13 protein-coding genes are annotated in these 16957 nt (G+C 72.0%); 4 read left to right on the forward strand and 9 right to left on the reverse strand.

From position 1 onward, the window contains the following. Positions 1-30: 30 nt before the first annotated feature. Together P3X83_RS12360 and P3X83_RS12365 are read right to left on the reverse strand one after the other, a co-directional pair. The gene (locus P3X83_RS12360; RefSeq protein WP_277305130.1) at positions 31-741 is read right to left on the reverse strand and encodes a response regulator; all 711 of its coding nucleotides are present in this window, start codon (positions 739-741) and stop codon (positions 31-33) included. Continuing rightward, positions 738-2360: a sensor histidine kinase gene (locus P3X83_RS12365; RefSeq protein WP_277305131.1), complete on the reverse strand. Its 1623-nt coding sequence runs from the start codon at positions 2358-2360 to the stop codon at positions 738-740. Before P3X83_RS12365 ends, P3X83_RS12360 begins: the two co-directional genes overlap by 4 nt. Positions 2361-2533: 173 nt before the next feature. Between P3X83_RS12365 and P3X83_RS12370 the strand changes: the two genes are divergently transcribed. The 3 genes from P3X83_RS12370 to P3X83_RS12380 all read left to right on the forward strand — a co-directional run bounded on the left by P3X83_RS12370 (position 2534) and on the right by P3X83_RS12380 (position 5663). Then, positions 2534-3502 (forward strand): tripartite tricarboxylate transporter substrate binding protein, encoded by a 969-nt coding sequence (locus P3X83_RS12370; protein WP_277305132.1) that lies wholly within the window; start codon positions 2534-2536, stop codon positions 3500-3502. Positions 3503-3633: 131 nt separating this feature from the next. Next, entirely contained in the window at positions 3634-4155 is a 522-nt protein-coding gene (locus tag P3X83_RS12375; protein ID WP_277305133.1) for a tripartite tricarboxylate transporter TctB family protein, read from the forward strand. After that, complete coding sequence (locus P3X83_RS12380) at positions 4155-5663, forward strand: tripartite tricarboxylate transporter permease (RefSeq protein ID WP_277305134.1); 1509 nt, start codon at positions 4155-4157, stop codon at positions 5661-5663. The genes P3X83_RS12375 and P3X83_RS12380 overlap by 1 nt, the downstream gene beginning before the upstream one ends. Here P3X83_RS12380 and gatB read toward each other — a convergent pair. The 6 genes from gatB to P3X83_RS12410 form a co-directional block, all read right to left on the reverse strand. Next, the gene (gatB, locus tag P3X83_RS12385; RefSeq protein WP_277305135.1) at positions 5653-7158 is read right to left on the reverse strand and encodes an Asp-tRNA(Asn)/Glu-tRNA(Gln) amidotransferase subunit GatB; all 1506 of its coding nucleotides are present in this window, start codon (positions 7156-7158) and stop codon (positions 5653-5655) included. The genes P3X83_RS12380 and gatB overlap by 11 nt on opposite strands. After that, positions 7155-8657, reverse strand: a complete 1503-nt coding sequence (gatA, locus tag P3X83_RS12390) for an Asp-tRNA(Asn)/Glu-tRNA(Gln) amidotransferase subunit GatA (RefSeq protein ID WP_277305136.1) — start codon at positions 8655-8657, stop codon at positions 7155-7157. Before gatA ends, gatB begins: the two co-directional genes overlap by 4 nt. Then, positions 8654-8953: an Asp-tRNA(Asn)/Glu-tRNA(Gln) amidotransferase subunit GatC gene (gene gatC, locus P3X83_RS12395; protein ID WP_277305137.1), complete on the reverse strand. Its 300-nt coding sequence runs from the start codon at positions 8951-8953 to the stop codon at positions 8654-8656. Before gatC ends, gatA begins: the two co-directional genes overlap by 4 nt. 100 nt (positions 8954-9053) lie before the next feature. Then, positions 9054-11240 carry an EAL domain-containing protein gene (locus P3X83_RS12400; RefSeq protein ID WP_277305138.1) on the reverse strand — a complete coding sequence of 729 codons (2187 nt, stop codon included), beginning with the start codon at positions 11238-11240 and terminating at the stop codon, positions 9054-9056. Positions 11241-11777: 537 nt separating this feature from the next. Then, a complete protein-coding gene (gene ligA / locus P3X83_RS12405; RefSeq protein ID WP_277305139.1) occupies positions 11778-13973 on the reverse strand; it encodes an NAD-dependent DNA ligase LigA in 2196 nt (731 codons plus the stop codon). A 93-nt stretch (positions 13974-14066) separates the two neighbouring features. Further along, entirely contained in the window at positions 14067-15095 is a 1029-nt protein-coding gene (locus tag P3X83_RS12410; RefSeq protein WP_277305140.1) for a methionine synthase, read from the reverse strand. Between P3X83_RS12410 and P3X83_RS12415 the strand changes: the two genes are divergently transcribed. Next, positions 15094-15738, forward strand: a complete 645-nt coding sequence (locus tag P3X83_RS12415; protein ID WP_277305141.1) for an MBL fold metallo-hydrolase — start codon at positions 15094-15096, stop codon at positions 15736-15738. The genes P3X83_RS12410 and P3X83_RS12415 overlap by 2 nt on opposite strands. 20 nt (positions 15739-15758) lie before the next feature. Here the strand turns inward: P3X83_RS12415 and mnmA are convergent, their stop codons facing one another. Next, positions 15759-16841 carry a tRNA 2-thiouridine(34) synthase MnmA gene (gene mnmA, locus P3X83_RS12420; protein ID WP_277305142.1) on the reverse strand — a complete coding sequence of 361 codons (1083 nt, stop codon included), beginning with the start codon at positions 16839-16841 and terminating at the stop codon, positions 15759-15761. Positions 16842-16957: the final 116 nt, after the last annotated feature.

A 16957-nucleotide genomic window follows, 5' to 3' on the forward strand; every position in this document is an offset into this window, starting at 1 on the left:
AGCGACATTGATCAACGACGTTGGGCCGGGTCATCCGGTCCAACGGTATCGGTGTTCCGGACGCCCGGCGGTGCCGTACTTCGGGCGTAGTTCGGCCCGTCCCGTGACGCATAGATACTCAAGGTATCGGCGGGCGCTCACTCGCGAAAGACCGGTCAGCGCGGCGGCTTCAGCGGCGGACAGGTCGGGGCCGTTGCCGCGCAGCGCGGCGGCGACGAGTGCGCAGGTCGCGGCGGACAGTCCCTTGGGGAGGCCGGGGACCGCCCGGCCGCCGGAGACCGTCCGGCCACGGGCCGGGGCGGTCGGGCGCGAGGCCCCGAAGAGGCGATCGACCTCCTCCTGACCGGCCTCCGGGCCGAGCGCGGTCAGCCGCCTCCGGGTGTCGGCGTACTGGGTCAGCCGGTCGTTCAGTGCCGCCGCGGTGAACGGCTTGATCAGATAGTTCACCGCGCCGCCCCGCATGGCCGCCTGCACGGTGGACACGTCGCGGGCGGCGGTGATCACCAGGACGTCCACCGGGCGGGCCATCCCGCGCAGCGCCTTCAGCACGTCGAGCCCGGACATGTCGGGCAGGTAGATGTCGAGGAGCACCAGCTCGGGCCGGTGCTCCTCGACCGCCGCGATGGCCGCCCGCCCGGTGTGCGCGCAGGCCGCGACCGTGAAACCGGCCAGCCTGCCGACGTATCCCGCGTGGATCCTGGCCACCATGAAGTCGTCGTCCACGACCAGCACCCGGATCATCGAGCCGCCTCCCTCTCGGCCACCGGCAGCAGCGCGGTGAACACGGCGCCGTCGGCGTTGTGGACCCGTACCCAGCCGCCCCGGCGCAGGCACGTGGACCGGGTCAGCGCCAGGCCCAGGCCGCGCGGCCCGGAGTTGGCGGCCTTGGTGGTGAAACCGTCTCGGAACACTTCCTCGGCGAGCTCCGGGCGGACGCCGGGGCCGGAGTCGCGGACCCTGACGTGCAGGCCGTCGGCGTCGGTGCGGACGAAGACCTCGACGGTGCCCGGATCACCGGCGGTCTCCAGCGCGTCCAGCGCGTTGGCGACCAGGTTGCCGACCACGAGGACGGCGTCGTGCGGATCGCCGATGGCGTCCTCCTCCACCCGCGAGTCGGCGGTGACCAGCAGCCGCGCCCCGCGCTCCGCCGCCTCGGCGGACTTGGCCAGCAGCAGCGCGGCCAGCGTCGGCTCGGCCACCCGCTCGCGGATGCCGGCGGCGTACTCGCTGTACGCCTCGGTGGTCTGGGTGATGTACCGGACGGCGGCCTCGTGCTCGCCGAGTTCGAGCAGCCCGACCACGGTGTGCATGCGGTTGGCGAACTCGTGCGCCTGGGCCCGCAGCGCCTCGGTGGTGCTGCTCGCCTGGTCTAGTTCACCGGCCAGGCGCACCAGCTCGGTGCGGTCCCGCAGCGTCACCACCCACCCCCGGTGCTGCCCGCGCACGACCACCTCCGTGCGGTTGAGCACCAGCACCCGGCCACGGCGCAGCACCAGGCGGTCCTCGCCGGGATCGTCGCCGCCGAGCACGTCGCGGATGCGGTCGGACAGCGGGATCTCCTCCAGCGTGCGCCCGACCGGGTCGCCCGCGAGGCCGAGCAGATCCCTGGCCGCGTCGTTGACCAGCGTCACCCTGGCAGACAGGTCGAGGGCGAGCACGCCCTCCTTGACGCCGTGCAGCATCCCCTCGCGCTGTTCGAGCAGCGCGGCGATCTCACGCGGCTCCAGGCCGAAGGTCTGACGGCGGACCCGCTGGGTGATCAGCGCCGCCGCCCCCGACCCTGCTGCCAGGACGGCGAGCACCGTCCACAGCAGCGGCGGCAGCGCGGCGGCGAGCTGGTCGGCGACCTCCGCCTCCAGTACCCCCACCGACGCCAGCCCGATCACCCGGCCGCCCGAGTCGAAGATCGGCGCCTTGCCGCGCACCGACCGGCCCAGCGTGCCGGTCTCGATGCCGGTCCAGCCCTCCCCCGTGGTGAGCACCTGGGAGCCGTCGGTGGACAGCCGCTTGCCGATCAGCGCCGGGTTGGGGTGGGCGTAGCGGATCTGCCGGCTGTTGGCGATCACCACGTAGTCGGCGCCGGTCTCGCGCCGCACCCCCTCGGCGATCGGCTGCAGGATCGTCTCGGGCCGGGGCGCGGCGAAGGCCGCCCGTACCTCGGGCAGCCCCGCCACCGACTCGGCGATGGCCAGGGCCCGCTGCTCGTACTGGCGGTCGAGCTGGTCGCGGGTGTGCCGCACCCAGACCGCGGCGGTACCGCCCACCGCGATGATGACGATCACCATCTGGAGCAAGAAGAGTTGCGTGCCGAGCGACGCGTTGAGCACGCGCCGCAGCGCTCCACCTACCACCGTTCTCATGCAAGCAGCGGGATATAACGACCACGTCGCAATGGGCAGCATCGATCGACGACCAATAGCTCCTATTCATGACCAATAAGGCCAATACGACGCCAAACACGCAAAGGCTCGACGGTTTCCCCTTCGGCGCTCAGCATCCACACCACATTCGCACAATCGCCGATGGAGTTTCCATGCGTATTCGCAGGCTCGCCGCGCTGGCGCTCGCCGTACTGGCCCTTTCCGCGTGCGGAGCCCGTCCGGAGGGCGCGGGGAGCCCGACCGCGCTGCGGATCATGGCCCCGGCCGCCCCCGGCGGCGGCTGGGACCAGACCTCCCGCACGGCGGAACAGGCCCTCAAGGCCGCCGACCCCGGCCGCAAGGTCGAGGTGTTCAACGTGCCGGGGGCCGGAGGCACCATCGGCCTGGCCCGGCTCGCGGGCGAGAAGGGCGACGGCGGGCTGCTGATGACCATGGGCCTGGTGATGGTCGGGGCCATCGAGCAGAACAGGTCCAAGGTCACCCTCGCCGAGACCACGCCGATCGCCAAGCTGACCGAGGAGTACGAGATCGTGGTCGTCCCGGCGTCCTCGCCGCACCGGACGCTGGCCGACCTGGTGGCCGCCTGGAAGGCCGACCCGGCCAAGGTCCCGATCGCGGGCGGCTCGGCGGGCGGCACCGACCACATCCTGGCCGGACTGATGGCCAAGGCGGCGGGCATCGACCCGAAACAGGTCAACTACATCGCGCACTCGGGCGGCGGCGAGGCACTGAACGCCCTGCTCGGCGAAAAGGTCGGGGCCGGGGTGTCGGGCATCGGCGAGTTCGCCGACCATGTGCGCTCAGGACGCCTGCGCGCACTCGCGGTCAGCTCCCCATCCCGCCTGGCCAACGTGGACGCCCCCACCCTCCAGGAGGGCGGCCTCAACGTGATCCTCGCCAACTGGCGCGGCTTCGTCGCCCCCTCCGGCCTGAACGAAGCCCAGACCAAGTCCCTCACAGACGCCGTCACCCGCATGCATGCCTCCCCCACCTGGCAAAACGCGATCCGCAAGAACGGCTGGATCGACTCCTTCCAAACCGGCCGCCCCTTCGCCGACTACCTCACCACCGAACAGGCGAGGGTCAAGACCATCATCACCGAAATGGGCCTGGCCTCCTGATGCCCCCCACCCCCGAAGACCCTCCCGCCCTGCCGGGGAGAGCGGCACACGGCAAAATTTCTTCCCCGCCCCCGGGAAGAGGGCCAGACCGCTCCGGAGCGCCCGGCCTCGCGCCGGGAGGGTCTTCTGGGATGGCCGAGGGGGGCCGGCGGTGGCGGCCGTCGCTCTGGGGTGGGGGGTGGGCCGTGGAGGTGGTTCCGGCGGTGGGGGTGCTGGGGCTTGGGGTTTATGTGATCGTCGGTACCGCAGGGGTCGGTACCGCATCGGCCGCGCTTGGGCCCGGGCCCCGGTTCTTTCCCGTCGTCGTCGGGGTGGCCCTCGTGCTGACCGGGGTCTGTTATGTCATCGACGTGCTGCGCGGTGGCCGGGGAGACCCTGAGCACGGGGAGGATATGGACTCCTCCGCCCCCGGCGACCTTCGGGCCGTCGCCCTGACCAGTGGCATCTTCCTGGGCTTCGCCGTCACGCTCGATCTGCTCGGCTGGATCATCGGGGGCGCGTTGCTCTTCTTCGGCCTGGCCGTCGTCCTCGGCGCGCGTCGCCGTGCCCGTGCCGCCGGTCTCGCCGTCGTCCTCTCCGTGGTCACGCACGTCGCCTTCGTCGAAGGGCTCGGCGTGACCCTGCCCGCCGGGCTGCTCTCGGGGGTGCTCTAGTGGACTCCTTCGGCCTGCTGATCGACGGGTTCGCCACCGCGCTCACCCCCGTCAACCTGCTCTACGCCCTCGCCGGGGTGACGCTGGGCACGCTCGTCGGGGTGCTGCCCGGCATCGGCCCGGCGATGACCGTGGCGCTCCTGCTGCCGATCACCTTCACCGTGCCCCCGGCCAGCGCGTTCATCATGTTCGCGGGGATCTACTACGGCGGCATGTACGGCGGTTCCACCACATCGATCCTGCTCAACACGCCCGGCGAGAGCGCGTCCATGATCACCGCGCTGGAGGGCAACAAGATGGCCAGGCGCGGACGCGCCGCGCAGGCCCTCGCCACCGCCGCGATCGGCTCCTTCGTGGCCGGGACCATCGCCACCGCGCTGCTGGTGGTCGCCGCCCCGGTCGTCGTGGACATCGCGATCTCCTTCGGCCCGGAGGACTACTTCGCGCTGGCGATCCTCGCCTTCACCGCCGTGTCGTCGGTGCTGTCGCGCTCGGTCGTGCGCGGGCTGGCCTCGCTCGGCGTCGGCCTGGCGATCGGCCTGATCGGCATCGACCAGCAGACCGGGCAGGCCCGGCTCACGCTCGGCGTCCCGCAGCTTCTCGACGGCATCGACGTGGTGATCGTCGCGGTGGGGCTGTTCGCGGTCGGCGAGGTGCTCTACGTGGCGTCCCGGCTGCGTCACGCCGCGCCCGACGTGGTGCCGGTGGGCCGCGCGTTCCTCGGCCGGTCGGACTGGGCGCGGTCCTGGCGGCCCTGGATGCGCGGCACCGTGCTCGGCTTCCCGTTCGGCGCGCTGCCGGGCGGCGGCGCGGAGATCCCGACGTTCCTGTCGTATGCGGCGGAGCGACGGCTGGCGCGCGGCATCGCCCGCGAGGAGTACGGCAAGGGCGCCATCGAGGGCGTCGCGGGGCCGGAGGCCGCCAACAACGCCTCGGCGGCGGGCACGCTCGTCCCGCTGCTCAGCCTGGGGCTGCCCACCTCCGCCACCGCCGCGATCATGCTCGCCGCCTTCCAGCGGTACGGCCTGCAGCCCGGCCCGCAGCTCTTCGACCACGACCCGGCGCTGGTCTGGGGCATGATCGCCTCGCTGTTCGTGGGCAACGCGATGCTGCTGGTGCTGAACCTGCCGCTGGCCCCGGCGTGGGCGATGGTCCTGCGGGTGCCGCGCCCCTACCTCTACGCGGGGATCGTGATGTTCGCGGCCCTCGGCGTCTACGCGCTGAACGCCTCGCGGGTGGACCTGATCGTGCTCTACGTGCTCGGCGTGATCGGCTACGGCATGCGGCGCTTCGGGCTGCCGGTCGCGCCCGCCGTGATCGGGATGATCCTCGGGCCGCTCGCCGAGGTCCAGCTCCGCCGGGCGCTGGCCATCGGCGCGGGCGATCCGGCGGTGCTGGTCGGCAGCCCGGTGGCGGTGGCCTTCCTGGCCCTAGCGGCGCTGGCGCTCGCCGTACCGGCGGTACGGCGAGCCACCACAGCCTTTACCGCCCAGAGGGCTACTCGGTGACGCCCAGCCGCTCCAGGATGAGCTGGCGGGCCCGGCCGGCGTCGGCCTTGCCCCTGCTGGCCTTCATCACGCCGCCGACCAACGCGCCGACCGCGGCGATCTTGCCGCCGCGCACCTTGTCGGCCGCGGCCGCGTTGTCCGCGATGACCTGGTCGACGATGGCGGTCAGCTCGCCCTCGTCGCTCACCACCCGCAGGCCGCGCCTCTCCACGACCTCGTCGGGGTCGCCCTCGCCGGCCAGCACGCCTTCGAGCACCTGCCTGGCCAGCTTGTCGTTGACCGCGCCCTCGGCGACCAGCGCGCACACCCTGGCCACCTGGACTGGGGTGATCGCCAGCTCGGACAGGCCGGTGCCCGCCTCGTTGGCGCGGCGGGCCAGCTCGCCCATCCACCACTTGCGCGCGTCGGCGGCGGGCGCGCCCGCGGCCACCGTCGCCTCGACCAGGTCGATGGCGTCGGCGTTGTGCATCGACCGCATGTCGAGGTCGGAGGCGCCCCACTCGCTCTGGAGCCGCGCCCGGCGCACCCGGGGCTGCTCGGGCATCCCCTCGCGCAGGCTCTCGACCCACTGCGGGTCGGGGGCGATCGGCACCAGGTCGGGCTCGGGGAAGTAGCGGTAGTCCTGCGCCTCCTCCTTCGATCGCCCGGAGGTCGTGCCGCCGGTGTCCTCGTGGAAGTGGCGGGTCTCCTGCACGATCCGGCCGCCGTCGGTGAGGATGGCCGCCTGGCGCTCGATCTCGTGCCGGACCGCGCGATCCACGCTGCGCAGCGAGTTGACGTTCTTGGTCTCGGTCCGGGTGCCCCACTCGGAGGAGCCGCGCGGCATCAGCGAGACGTTGACGTCACACCGCAGCGAGCCCTCCTCCATCCGCACGTCGGACACGCCGAGGGCGCGCATCAGCTCGCGCAGCTCGGCCACGTAGGCCCGGGCGATTTCCGGCGCGAGCCGGTCGGTGCCCTCGATGGGCTTGGTGACGATCTCCACCAGCGGGATGCCGGCGCGGTTGTAGTCGACGATCGAGTAGTCGGCCCCCTGGATGCGACCGGTGGCCCCGCCCATGTGGGTGGACTTGCCGGTGTCCTCCTCCAGGTGCACCCGCTCGATCTCGACCCGCACGACCTTGCCGTCCACGTCGACGTCGAGGTGACCGTTGACGCACAGCGGCTCGTCGTACTGGCTGATCTGGTAGTTCTTCGGCATGTCCGGATAGAAGTAGTTCTTCCTCGCGAACCTGCACCACGACGCGATCGAGCAGTTCAGCGCCAGCCCGATCCTGATCGTCGACTCGATGGCCTTCTCGTTCGCCACCGGCAGCGACCCGGGCAACGCCAGGCACACCGGGCACACCTGCGTGTTCGGCGCCGCCCCGAACTCGGTCCTGCACCCGCAGAACATCTTCGACGCCGTACCCAGCTCGACATGGACCTCCATGCCCAGCACCGGCTCAAAGCGCCCCAGCGCCTCGTCGTACGGCATGAGCGTCTCAGTGCTCATCGAGAACTCCTCAGCTCCGGGGCCTTGGCCAGCAGGGGTGCTCCCCAGCGGGATTCCAGGGCGCGCTCCACCGCGGCGCCGACGCGGTAGCAGCGGTCGTCGCCGAGGACGGGGGCCATGATCTGGAGGCCGACCGGCAGGCCGTCCTCGTCGGCGAGGCCGCAGGGGATGGAGATGGCCGCGTTGCCCGCCAGGTTGGCCGGGATGGTGCACAGGTCGGCCAGGTACATCGCCATGGGGTCGTCGACCCGTTCGCCGATGGGGAAGGCGGTGGTGGGCGTGGTGGGCGAGATCAGGACGTCTACCTGGTGGAAGGCCGCCTCGAAGTCGCGGGCGATCAGGGTGCGGACCTTCTGCGCCTGGCCGTAGTAGGCGTCGTAGTAGCCGCTGGACAGCGCGTAGGTGCCGAGCATGATGCGGCGCTTGACCTCGGAGCCGAAGCCGGCGGCCCGGGTGAGTGCCATGACCTCCTCGGCGCTGCGGGTGCCGTCGTCGCCGACCCGCAGGCCGTAGCGCATGGCGTCGAAGCGGGCCAGGTTGGAGGAGCACTCCGACGGCGCGATCAGGTAGTAGGCGGGCAGCGCCGTGGTGAACGACGGGCAGGACAGCTCGACGATCTTCGCGCCGAGCGACTCCAGCAGTTCGACCGTCTCGTGGAACCGGGCCGAGACGCCGGGCTGGAAGCCCTCGTTGTCCAGCTCCTTGACCACGCCGACGCGCAGCCCGGCGATGTCGCCGCGCCGGGCTGCCTCGACCACGCCGGGGACCGGCGCGTCGATGGAGGTGGAGTCCATCGGGTCGTGCCCGGAGAACGCCTCGTGCAGCAGCGCGGCGTCGAGCACGTTGCGGGCGAACGGGCCCGGCGTGTCGAGCGAGGAGGCGAACGCGATCACGCCGTATCTGGACGACCCGCCGTAGGTCGGCTTCACGCCCACGATGCCGGTGACGGCGGCGGGCTGCCGGATGGAGCCGCCGGTGTCGGTGCCGGTGGACAGCGGCGCGGCGTAGGCGGCCACGGCGGCGCTTGAGCCGCCGGAGGAGCCGCCGGGCACGCGGGTGAGGTCCCACGGGTTGCGGCTGCCGCCGTAGGCGGAGTTCTCGGTGGAGGAGCCCATCGCGAACTCATCGAGGTTGGTCTTGCCCAGGATCACCAGCCCGGCCTCGCGCAGGCGGCGGGTCACCGTCGCGTCGTACGGCGGCAGCCAGCCCTCAAGGATCTTCGACCCGGCCGTGGTCGGCATGTCGCGGGTGGTGAAGACGTCCTTGTGCGCGATGGGCACGCCCGCCAGCGGACCGAGGGTCTCACCGGCCGCGCGCCGGTCGTCGATCGCCCGGGCCTGTTCGAGGGCCGCGTCGGTGGCGACGTGCAGGAAGGCGTGCAACTCGCCGTCCACCTGCTCGATGCGGTCGAGGTGGGCGCGGGTGACCTCGGCGGCGGAGACCTCGCCCGCGGCCATCAGCTCGCCGAGTTCGGCGGCGCTCTTGCGGATCAGGCTCATGCCTCCTCCCCGAGGATGCGCGGGACGCGGAATCGGTCGTCCTCGACGGCGGGGGCGCCGGACAGCGCCTGTTGGGGCGTGAGGCTGGGCCGCACCTCGTCGGGACGGTAGACGTTGGTGATCGGCAACGCGTGCGACGAGGGCGGAACGTCCTCGGCGGCGACCTCGCGCACCTTGGCGACAGCGGCGATGATGGCATCGAGCTGGGACGCGTAGTGGTCGAGCTCGTCATCGGAGAGCGCCAGCCGGGACAACCGCGCCAGGTGGGCGACCTCGTCGCGGGTTATAGCGGACATAAGTCGTTTAACCCGTTTCATGAATGGCGATTGGACACAGCCATCCTAGGGGCAGTGACCAGCCGTGGCCGACCGGATAACCGCGAGGCGGGGCGGCGCCTCACCAGATGTCGGCCATGGCCAGGCCGTCGGTGAGCCCGTTGTTCAGCCCGGCCTTGGCGACGGCGGCCCGGGCGGGCTCACCGTCGGCGACGGGTTCGGCGACCCGCTCGGCCGCCGGGGCGGTGAACACGGCGGCCGGACCCTGCGCGGGGGCCAGCAGCGTACGGCGGCTGCGCAGCCACGCGGTGGCGTCGGCGGCCGGCATCGCCGCGCAGAACCACCAGCCCTGCCCGACGTCGCAGCCCATCTCCGACAGCCGCCTGCTGACCTCGTCGGTCTCCACCCCTTCGGCCACCGAGCGCAGGCCGAGCGAGCGCACCAGGTCGATGATCGAGCGCACGATGCGCGCGGTGTCCTCGCAGGCGGGCTCGCCCAGGCGGCGCACGAACGAGGCGTCGATCTTCACCTCGGAGACGGCCATCCGCTGCAGCCGCACCAGCGAGGAGTAGCCGGTGCCGAAGTCGTCGAGGGCGAGCGGCACGCCGAGGTCGACCAGGGCGCGGATCATGTCGGCGGTGTAGGCCTGGTCGGTCATCAGGATCCGCTCGGTGACCTCAAGCTGGATGGCGGTGGGGGGCAGGCCGTACCGGCCGAGACCGGCGGCCAGGCGCTCGGGCAGGCCGCTGTCCAGCAGGTCGCGGGCCGAGACGTTGACCGAGACCTGCACCCTGAGCCCGGTGTCCCACCACTGCGCGGCCTGCTTCAGCGCCGCGTCGATGACGTACTGGGTGAGCTGCCGCATCAGGTACGACTGTTCGGCGAGCGGGACGAAGTCCGCCGGGGAGATCAGCCCCCGGGTCGGGTGCGACCAGCGCAGCAGGGCCTCCACGCCGACGACCCGGCCGGTGCCCAGGCCGATCTTGGGCTGGTAGTGCAAGGTCAGCTCGCCGGAGTCGAGGCCGCGCCGCAGGTCGCCGAGCAGCAGCAGGCGCTCGGGCGAGTTGCGGTCGCGGTCGGCCACGTAGGTCTCGACCCCGGTGCGCCCCTCCTTCGCCAGGTACATCGCCACGTCGGCGCGTTGCAGCAGGAGCTGGAAGTCGGGCGCGTGGTCGGGGTGCAGGGCGATGCCGACGGAGGCGTCGAGGTCGAAGGTCATGCCCTCCAGCCGCACCGGCTCGGTGAGCGCGACCCGCAGCCGCGCGGCGACCTCCCGCGCGGCGGCGGCGTCCCTGATCGACGGCAGCAGCACCGCGAACTCGTCGCCGCCGAGCCGCGCCACCACGTCGCCGGGCCGCACGCTGTGGGTGAGGCGGTGGGCGACGATCTGCAGCAGGCGGTCGCCGACCGGGTGCCCGAGCGTGTCGTTGACCTCCTTGAACCGGTCGAGGTCGAGCAGGAACAGGCCGACCCGTTCCTCGCCGCGCGCCTCGGCGATGGCCTCCTCGGTGCGCAGCAGCAGCAGTTTGCGGTTGGGCAGGCCGGTCAGGCCGTCGTGCAGGGCCTGGTGGTCGCGGCGCATCGACATGGAGGCGGTGAAGTAGACCGCGACCAGCGGCGCGACGAACAGCGGGACCAGCGCGGGCGTGTGGGTCATCACGACCACCACCAGCGGGGCCAGCCCGAGCAGCCCGGCGTAGACGAGCGCCTGGTGGCCGATGGTGGCCCTGATCACGCGCAGCACCGAACGCCGCTCGTGGAGGGAGACGGCCCAGCAGACCAGCATGGCGCGGGCCAGGAAGTAGGCGGCGGCGGCGACGGCGATCACGCCCAGGTCGCCCCCGGTGGGCACGTAGGGGGCCATCGGGCCGGGGTGGATGCCGAAGGTGGTCAGCACCACGGCGGCGGCCGTGCCGGCCAGCGTCACCTGCGCGATGTTGAACATCACGCGGTGCCAGGCCTTGCGGGTGACCACGCCGTTGACCAGGACGGCGACGGCGTGCAGCAGCATCGCGACCGGCAGGCCGTAGTGCAGCAGCACCGCGAAGGTGAACATCACCGACGGGTACGTCCCGTTGACCACCGAGGAGGAGGAGACCACGACGGGCCGCAGCTCGCCGAGCACGACCAGGGCGCTGAGCACCCAGAACAGCGGCACGCCGGTGAGCCCCAGCGGCTCCGCGGGTTCGAGCAGCGCCAGGGCCACGGCCAGCGTGGTGAAGCCGATCGTGGTGACGGCCGCCAGGTAGGCCCACAGCGGTGAGCCGACGCGGGGTCCGGTGTCGCGTGTATCGGTCGGGTCGGTCATGAGTAACGAAACCCCCAGGAGGTCACTATGGGAGGGTACGACCTCTGGGCCACTTCGCGAAACCGGCTGCGTACGGTGAGTCACGGGTGTTTTTGACCTGGATGTCACTGTTTGCGCATATCCCGCCCACAGAGAGCGAGATTTACCCGGATCCCGTCACGTACTGGCTGCGCTGCGTGACTGATATTTCGGAAATTTCGTCTACCTATTTCGGGCGTCGCCATAAGTTTCGGCAGTGCCCGCCGTGCCGGCGGAGGATATGGGGACCCGCCGCCTTCGCCCCTGCACCGTCTCCGGTGGAGCGTCGATCACGATCTCGCGATGGATGGAAGCGATCTCTGTCTCCTGTCCGCTCGATGACCGTCGCGGGGTTCCCGCCCGGCGGCGAGATGGGATGGCGGTCCCACAAGTCCTGCGCCCCCGAAACGCATGATGGTCACCATAACTCCCCGCCGCGACATTTATGGGGCAAAGCGGAGACAGAGCCGCGATAGCGAGAATTGCCCCGCTATTACCACCCGTCCCAAAAGGGGTGGGTCAGCCCTCCTCCGCGGGCCGGACGGCATCGGGGCCCTTCGCGAGCAGCACCCGGAAGGCCGCCTCGTCGAGGGTGGGCACGCCCAGCTCGATCGCCTTTTCCTGTTTCGACCCGGCGTTCTCGCCGACGACGACGAAACTCGTCTTCTTGGAGACCGATCCGGTGACCTTGCCGCCGAGTGCCCGCAGCGCGTCGCCCGCCGCCTCTCGGGTGAAGTCGGCGAGCGTGCCGGTGACGACGAACGTGAGACCGGCGAGGATCTGGGCGGGCCGCTCGGCCGGTTCGGCGGGGGCGTCGTCCGCCATCCGCACCCCGGCCGCCCGCCACCGCTCCACGATCTCGCGGTGCCAGTCGACCGCGTACCACTCCTTGACGGAGGCGGCGATGGTCGGGCCGACGCCGTCGACGCGGGCGATCTCGTCCTCCTCGGCGGTGAACACGCGGTCGAGGTCGCCGAACTCGGCGGCGAGGGCCTGCGCGGCGGTCGGCCCGACGTGCCGGATCGACAGCGCCACCAGCACCCGCCACAGCGGCTGCCGCTTGGCGACGTCGAGCTGCTTGATCAGCTCCTCGGTGAGCTTCTTGGGCTCGCCCTTCTGGTTGGCGAAGAAGGTGACGACCTTCTCCTCGCCGGTCTTCGGGTCGAGCTTGGGCAGGCCGGTGCGGGCGTCGCGGACCTTGGTGCGGATCGGCAGCAGCTCGTCGATCTTCAGGTCGAACAGGTCGGCCTCGGTGCGGACCGGCGGCCGTTCCGGCGGCAGCGGCTGGGTGAGCGCGGTGGCCGCGACGTAACCGAGCGACTCGATGTCGAAGGCGCCCCGCCCGGCGGCGAAGAAGATGCGCTCGCGCAACTGGGCCGGGCAGGAGCGCGCGTTGGGGCAGCGGATGTCGATGTCCGCCTCCTTCATGTGGCGCAGCTCGGTGCCGCACTCGGGGCAGTGCGTGGGCATCACGAACTCGCGCTCGGTGCCGTCGCGCAGCTCGACCACCGGCTTGACGATCTCGGGGATCACGTCGCCCGCCTTGCGCAGCACCACGGTGTCGCCGATCAGTACGCCCTTTCGGACGACCTCGGAGGCGTTGTGCAGCGTGGCCCGCTCGACCGTGGAGCCGGACACCACGACGGCCTTCATCACGCCGTACGGCGTGACCCGCCCTGTGCGCCCCACCCCCACCTGGATGTCGAGCAGCTCGGTGTTGACCTCCTCCGGCGGGTACTTGTACGCGATCGCCCACCGCGGCGCGCGGCTCGTGGAACCCAGCTCGCGCTGCACGTCGAGCCGGTCGGCCTTGACCACCACGCCGTCGATCTCGTACTCGGGATCGTGGCGGTGCTCGCGGTAGTGCTCGATGTAGCCGGTGATCTCGGCCAGCCCGGTGACCACCTGGTAGAGGCCGCTGACCGGCAGCCCGAACTCGGCCAGCCGCCGATAGACCTCCGACTGCGAGCTCGGCTCCGGCTCGCCGCCCTGCCAGACGCCCACCCCGTGCGCGATCATGCGGAGGTCGCGCTGCGCGGTGACGCGCGGGTCCTTCTGGCGGAGCGAGCCCGCGCCGGAGTTGCGCGGGTTGGCGAACGCCGGCTTGCCCGCCGCGACGAGCTGCTCGTTGAGCCGCTTGAAGCCCTCGACCGGCAGGAAGACCTCGCCGCGCACCTCCAGCAGGTCGGGCACGCCGGGGCCGGTCAGCCGGTCGGGGACGTCGCGGATGGTGCGGACGTTGGGCGTGACGTCTTCGCCGCTACGGCCGTCGCCCCGGGTGGCGCCCCTGACCAGCCGTCCCTTTTCGTAGACCAGCGCGACGGCCAGCCCGTCGATCTTCAGCTCGCACAGGTAGGGGCCGGCGTCGCCCTCGGCCAGCTTCTCCGCCCTGGTGGTCCAGGCGGCGAGGTCGTCGGCGGTGAAGGCGTTGTCGAGGCTCTCCATCCGGCGCAGGTGGGTCACCGGCGCGAAGTCGGTGGAGATCGGCGCGCCGACCCGCTGCGTCGGCGAGTCGGGGGTGCGGAGGGCCGGATGCTCCTCCTCCAGCGCGCGGATCTCACGCATCCACCCGTCGTACTCGGCGTCGCTGGCGGTGGGCGCGTCGAGCACGTAGTAGCGCCAGCTCGCCTCGTCGAGCAGCTCGGCCAGCTCGGCGTGCCGCTCTCTCGCCGGAGCACTCGCACCGGTCTCGACACCTTCGGCGTCGGCGCTCATGGCCACCACTCCCCTCTGTGCTGACGTACAGGAGAAACGTACCGCCGACCGCCGACAACGAGCGCCCTGGGCGAATGCCGGGACGCCGCGCCGCTACTCTCCGGGGTCTTCGCGGAGTACGACGGCCGACTCGCGGCACTTGGCCAGCGCCGCCCTGGCATAGCGCGGCGAGGCCCCGGCCAGCCCGCACGCGGGGGTCAGCACGACCTGGGAGGCCAGCGTCGAGGAGGGGAACCCCAGCCGCCGCCACAGCTCCCTGGCGGGCTTGGCCACCACGCCCACATCGAGCAGGCGGGTGTCGGTGCCGGGGACCACGCCCAGGAACAGCGCGGTGCCGGCCTCCACGGCCTCGCCGATCTCGTCCTCGTCGCGCCGCCGCAGCAGCGCGGCGTCGAGCGAGACGCCGCGCGCCCCGGCCCGCCGCAGGACGCCGAGAGGCACCCGCGGCGCGCAGCAGTGCACGATCGGGAAGTCTCCGGCGGCCGCCAGCACCGTCGCCAGGCGCTGCACGGCGATCTCGGGCTCGACGGCGGGCAGCCGGGCGAAGCCGGAGGCGCTGGGGACCGTACCGGCCAGGACCCCCGGCAGGCCCGGCTCGTCGAGCTGCACGATCACCGTGGTCACCCCGGGCACCCGCGTGCGGACGTCGGCCACGTGCGCGGCCACGCCCTCGGCCAGCGACTCGGAGAGATCGCGCACCGCCCCCTGGTCGGCCAGGATCTTGTCGCCGTAGCGCAGCTCGACCGACGCGGCCAGCGTCCATGGTCCGCACACCTGGACCTTCAGCGGCCCCACGTAGCCCTGCGCGGCCTCCTCCATGCCGTCGAGATCTCTGATCAGATGGTCGCGCGCCCTGCGGGCGTCGCGCCCCGGCCGGTCGGCGACCCGCCACCCGGACGGCTGCACCTCCACCGGCAGCTCGACCAGCATCGACGCGCCCCGGCCGACCATGTCGGCGCCGACCCCGCGCTCGGGCAGTTCAGGCAGGTACGGCAGCGCGGGCAGTTCACCGAAGACCACCCGCATCGCCTCCAGGTGATCCTCGCCCGGATGCGACCCCACACCGGTCGCCGTGGCCTCGTTCCAGGGATAGTCGCTCACGGCAGCTAGCGTAGGCCCCATGGAACTAACGAAGTTCGGCCACGCGTGCGTGCGTCTGGAGAAGGATGGCAAGATCCTGGTCATCGACCCGGGGGCGTTCAGCGAGGAGTCGGCCCTCGACGCCGCCGACGCCGTCCTCATCACCCATGAGCACTTCGACCACATGGAACCCGAGCGGCTCCGCGCGGCGGCCCGCGCCAACCCCGAGCTGACCATCTGGACGTGCGACGCCGTCGCCGGGCAGCTCTCCGAGGCGGAGGTCCCGGCGAAGATCCAGGCGGTGCGCCACGGCGACGCCTTCGAGACCGCGGGCTTCCGGGTGCGGGCGGTGGGCGAGCTGCACGCCGTCAACCACCCCGACGTGCCGCAGGTGCAGAACGTCGGGTTCTTCGTGGACGACGCGGTCTTCTACCCGGGCGACGCGCTCACCCCGCCGGGGGCCGACGTGCACACGCTGCTCGTGCCGACGGGCGCGCCGTGGCTGAAGCTGGCGGAGATGATCAACTATCTGCGGCAGGTCCGCCCCGAGCACGCGTATTCCACGCACGACGCGCTCTACAGCGAGGTCGGCCTGAAACTGGTGGACAACTGGCTGGGCATGGAGGCCGACAAGCAGAAGGCCGACCTACGGCGGCTGGAGCTCGGCGACAGCGTGACCGTCTAGGGGCTTCCGGAAGGCGGGCCTCAGAGGGCGGAGGAGATCGTCGCCGAGCCGATCACGGTGTCGCCGTCGTAGAGCACCGCCGTCTGGCCGGGGGCGACGCCCGTGGCCGGGGTGTCCAGCTCGACGTGCAGCGTGTCGCCGGAGACCTGGGCGCGGCAGCCGTACACCTCGCCGTGCGCGCGGAGCTGGACCGTACTCGCCCGGGCCGCCCCGGCGGGCTCGCGGGGCGTCTCGGGGCCGTTCCACACAGGGCGCTCGCAGGCGATCGAAGAGACCCGCAGCGCCTCGCGCGGCCCCACGGTGACCGTGTTGGAGACCGGCTCGATCGACAGCACGTAACGCGGGCGGCCGTCGCCGGAGGGCCGGTCGATGCCCAGGCCCCTGCGCTGGCCGACGGTGTAGGCGTAGGCACCGCTGTGGGCGCCTACGACCTGCCCGGTCAGGGCGTCCACGATGGGGCCCTCGGCGGTGCCCAGGCGCTCGGCCAGGAAGCCCCGCGTGTCGCCGTCGGCGATGAAGCAGATGTCGTGGCTGTCGGGCTTGTCGGCCACGGTCAGGCCGCGCTCGGCGGCCTCGGCCCGCACCTCGGTCTTGGTGGAGTCGCCCAGCGGGAACATGGCGTGCCGGAGCTGCTCCCTGGTCAGGACGGCCAGCACGTACGACTGGTCCTTGCCGTCGTCCACGCTGCGCCGCAGCACGCCGTCGGCGAGACGGGCGTGGTGCCCGGTGACGACGGCGTCGAAGCCGAGCGCGAGTGCCCGGTCGAGCACGGCGGCGAACTTGATCTTCTCGTTGCAGCGCACGCAGGGGTTGGGGGTACGGCCGGCGGCGTACTCGCTCACGAAGTCGTCCACGACGTCGCGGTGGAAGCGCTCGGCCATGTCCCAGATGTAGAAGGGGATCCCGATCACGTCGGCGGCCCTGCGGGCGTCGCGGGAGTCCTCCACCGTGCAACAGCCCCGCGCCCCGGTGCGGTACGACTGCGGATTGGCGGAAAGCGCCAGGTGCACACCGGTGACGTCATGCCCGGCCTGCGCCGCACGCGCGGCGGCCACCGCCGAATCGACACCGCCCGACATGGCGGCAAGCACACGAAGTCCCATAACACCATCGAGCGTACCCGCCCGATCCCCACCCCCGCCCCCCAAGGGTCCCGCCCTCCAACGAGCAGGACGGGAAGAACCCCGGTCACCAGCGGGTGAGCCGCGACGCGCCGGCG

This window comes from Spongiactinospora sp. TRM90649 (assembly GCF_029382225.1).
Taxonomy (GTDB): Bacteria; Actinomycetota; Actinomycetes; order Streptosporangiales; family Streptosporangiaceae; genus Spongiactinospora.

Bases quoted from the DNA above. Each gene is read 5' to 3' on its own strand.
- gatB (WP_277305135.1), bottom strand. From the start codon at position 7,158: ATGAGCACTGAGACGCTCATGCCGTACGACGAGGCGCTGGGGCGCTTT.
- ligA (WP_277305139.1), bottom strand. From the start codon at position 13,973: ATGAGCGCCGACGCCGAAGGTGTCGAGACCGGTGCGAGTGCTCCGGCG.
- P3X83_RS12360 (WP_277305130.1), bottom strand. From the start codon at position 741: ATGATCCGGGTGCTGGTCGTGGACGACGACTTCATGGTGGCCAGGATC.
- mnmA (WP_277305142.1), bottom strand. From the start codon at position 16,841: ATGGGACTTCGTGTGCTTGCCGCCATGTCGGGCGGTGTCGATTCGGCG.
- P3X83_RS12415 (WP_277305141.1), top strand. From the start codon at position 15,094: ATGGAACTAACGAAGTTCGGCCACGCGTGCGTGCGTCTGGAGAAGGAT.
- P3X83_RS12375 (WP_277305133.1), top strand. From the start codon at position 3,634: ATGGCCGAGGGGGGCCGGCGGTGGCGGCCGTCGCTCTGGGGTGGGGGG.
- gatA (WP_277305136.1), bottom strand. From the start codon at position 8,657: ATGAGCCTGATCCGCAAGAGCGCCGCCGAACTCGGCGAGCTGATGGCC.
- P3X83_RS12400 (WP_277305138.1), bottom strand. From the start codon at position 11,240: ATGACCGACCCGACCGATACACGCGACACCGGACCCCGCGTCGGCTCA.
- gatC (WP_277305137.1), bottom strand. From the start codon at position 8,953: ATGTCCGCTATAACCCGCGACGAGGTCGCCCACCTGGCGCGGTTGTCC.
- P3X83_RS12365 (WP_277305131.1), bottom strand. From the start codon at position 2,360: ATGAGAACGGTGGTAGGTGGAGCGCTGCGGCGCGTGCTCAACGCGTCG.
- P3X83_RS12370 (WP_277305132.1), top strand. From the start codon at position 2,534: ATGCGTATTCGCAGGCTCGCCGCGCTGGCGCTCGCCGTACTGGCCCTT.
- P3X83_RS12410 (WP_277305140.1), bottom strand. From the start codon at position 15,095: ATGGGGCCTACGCTAGCTGCCGTGAGCGACTATCCCTGGAACGAGGCC.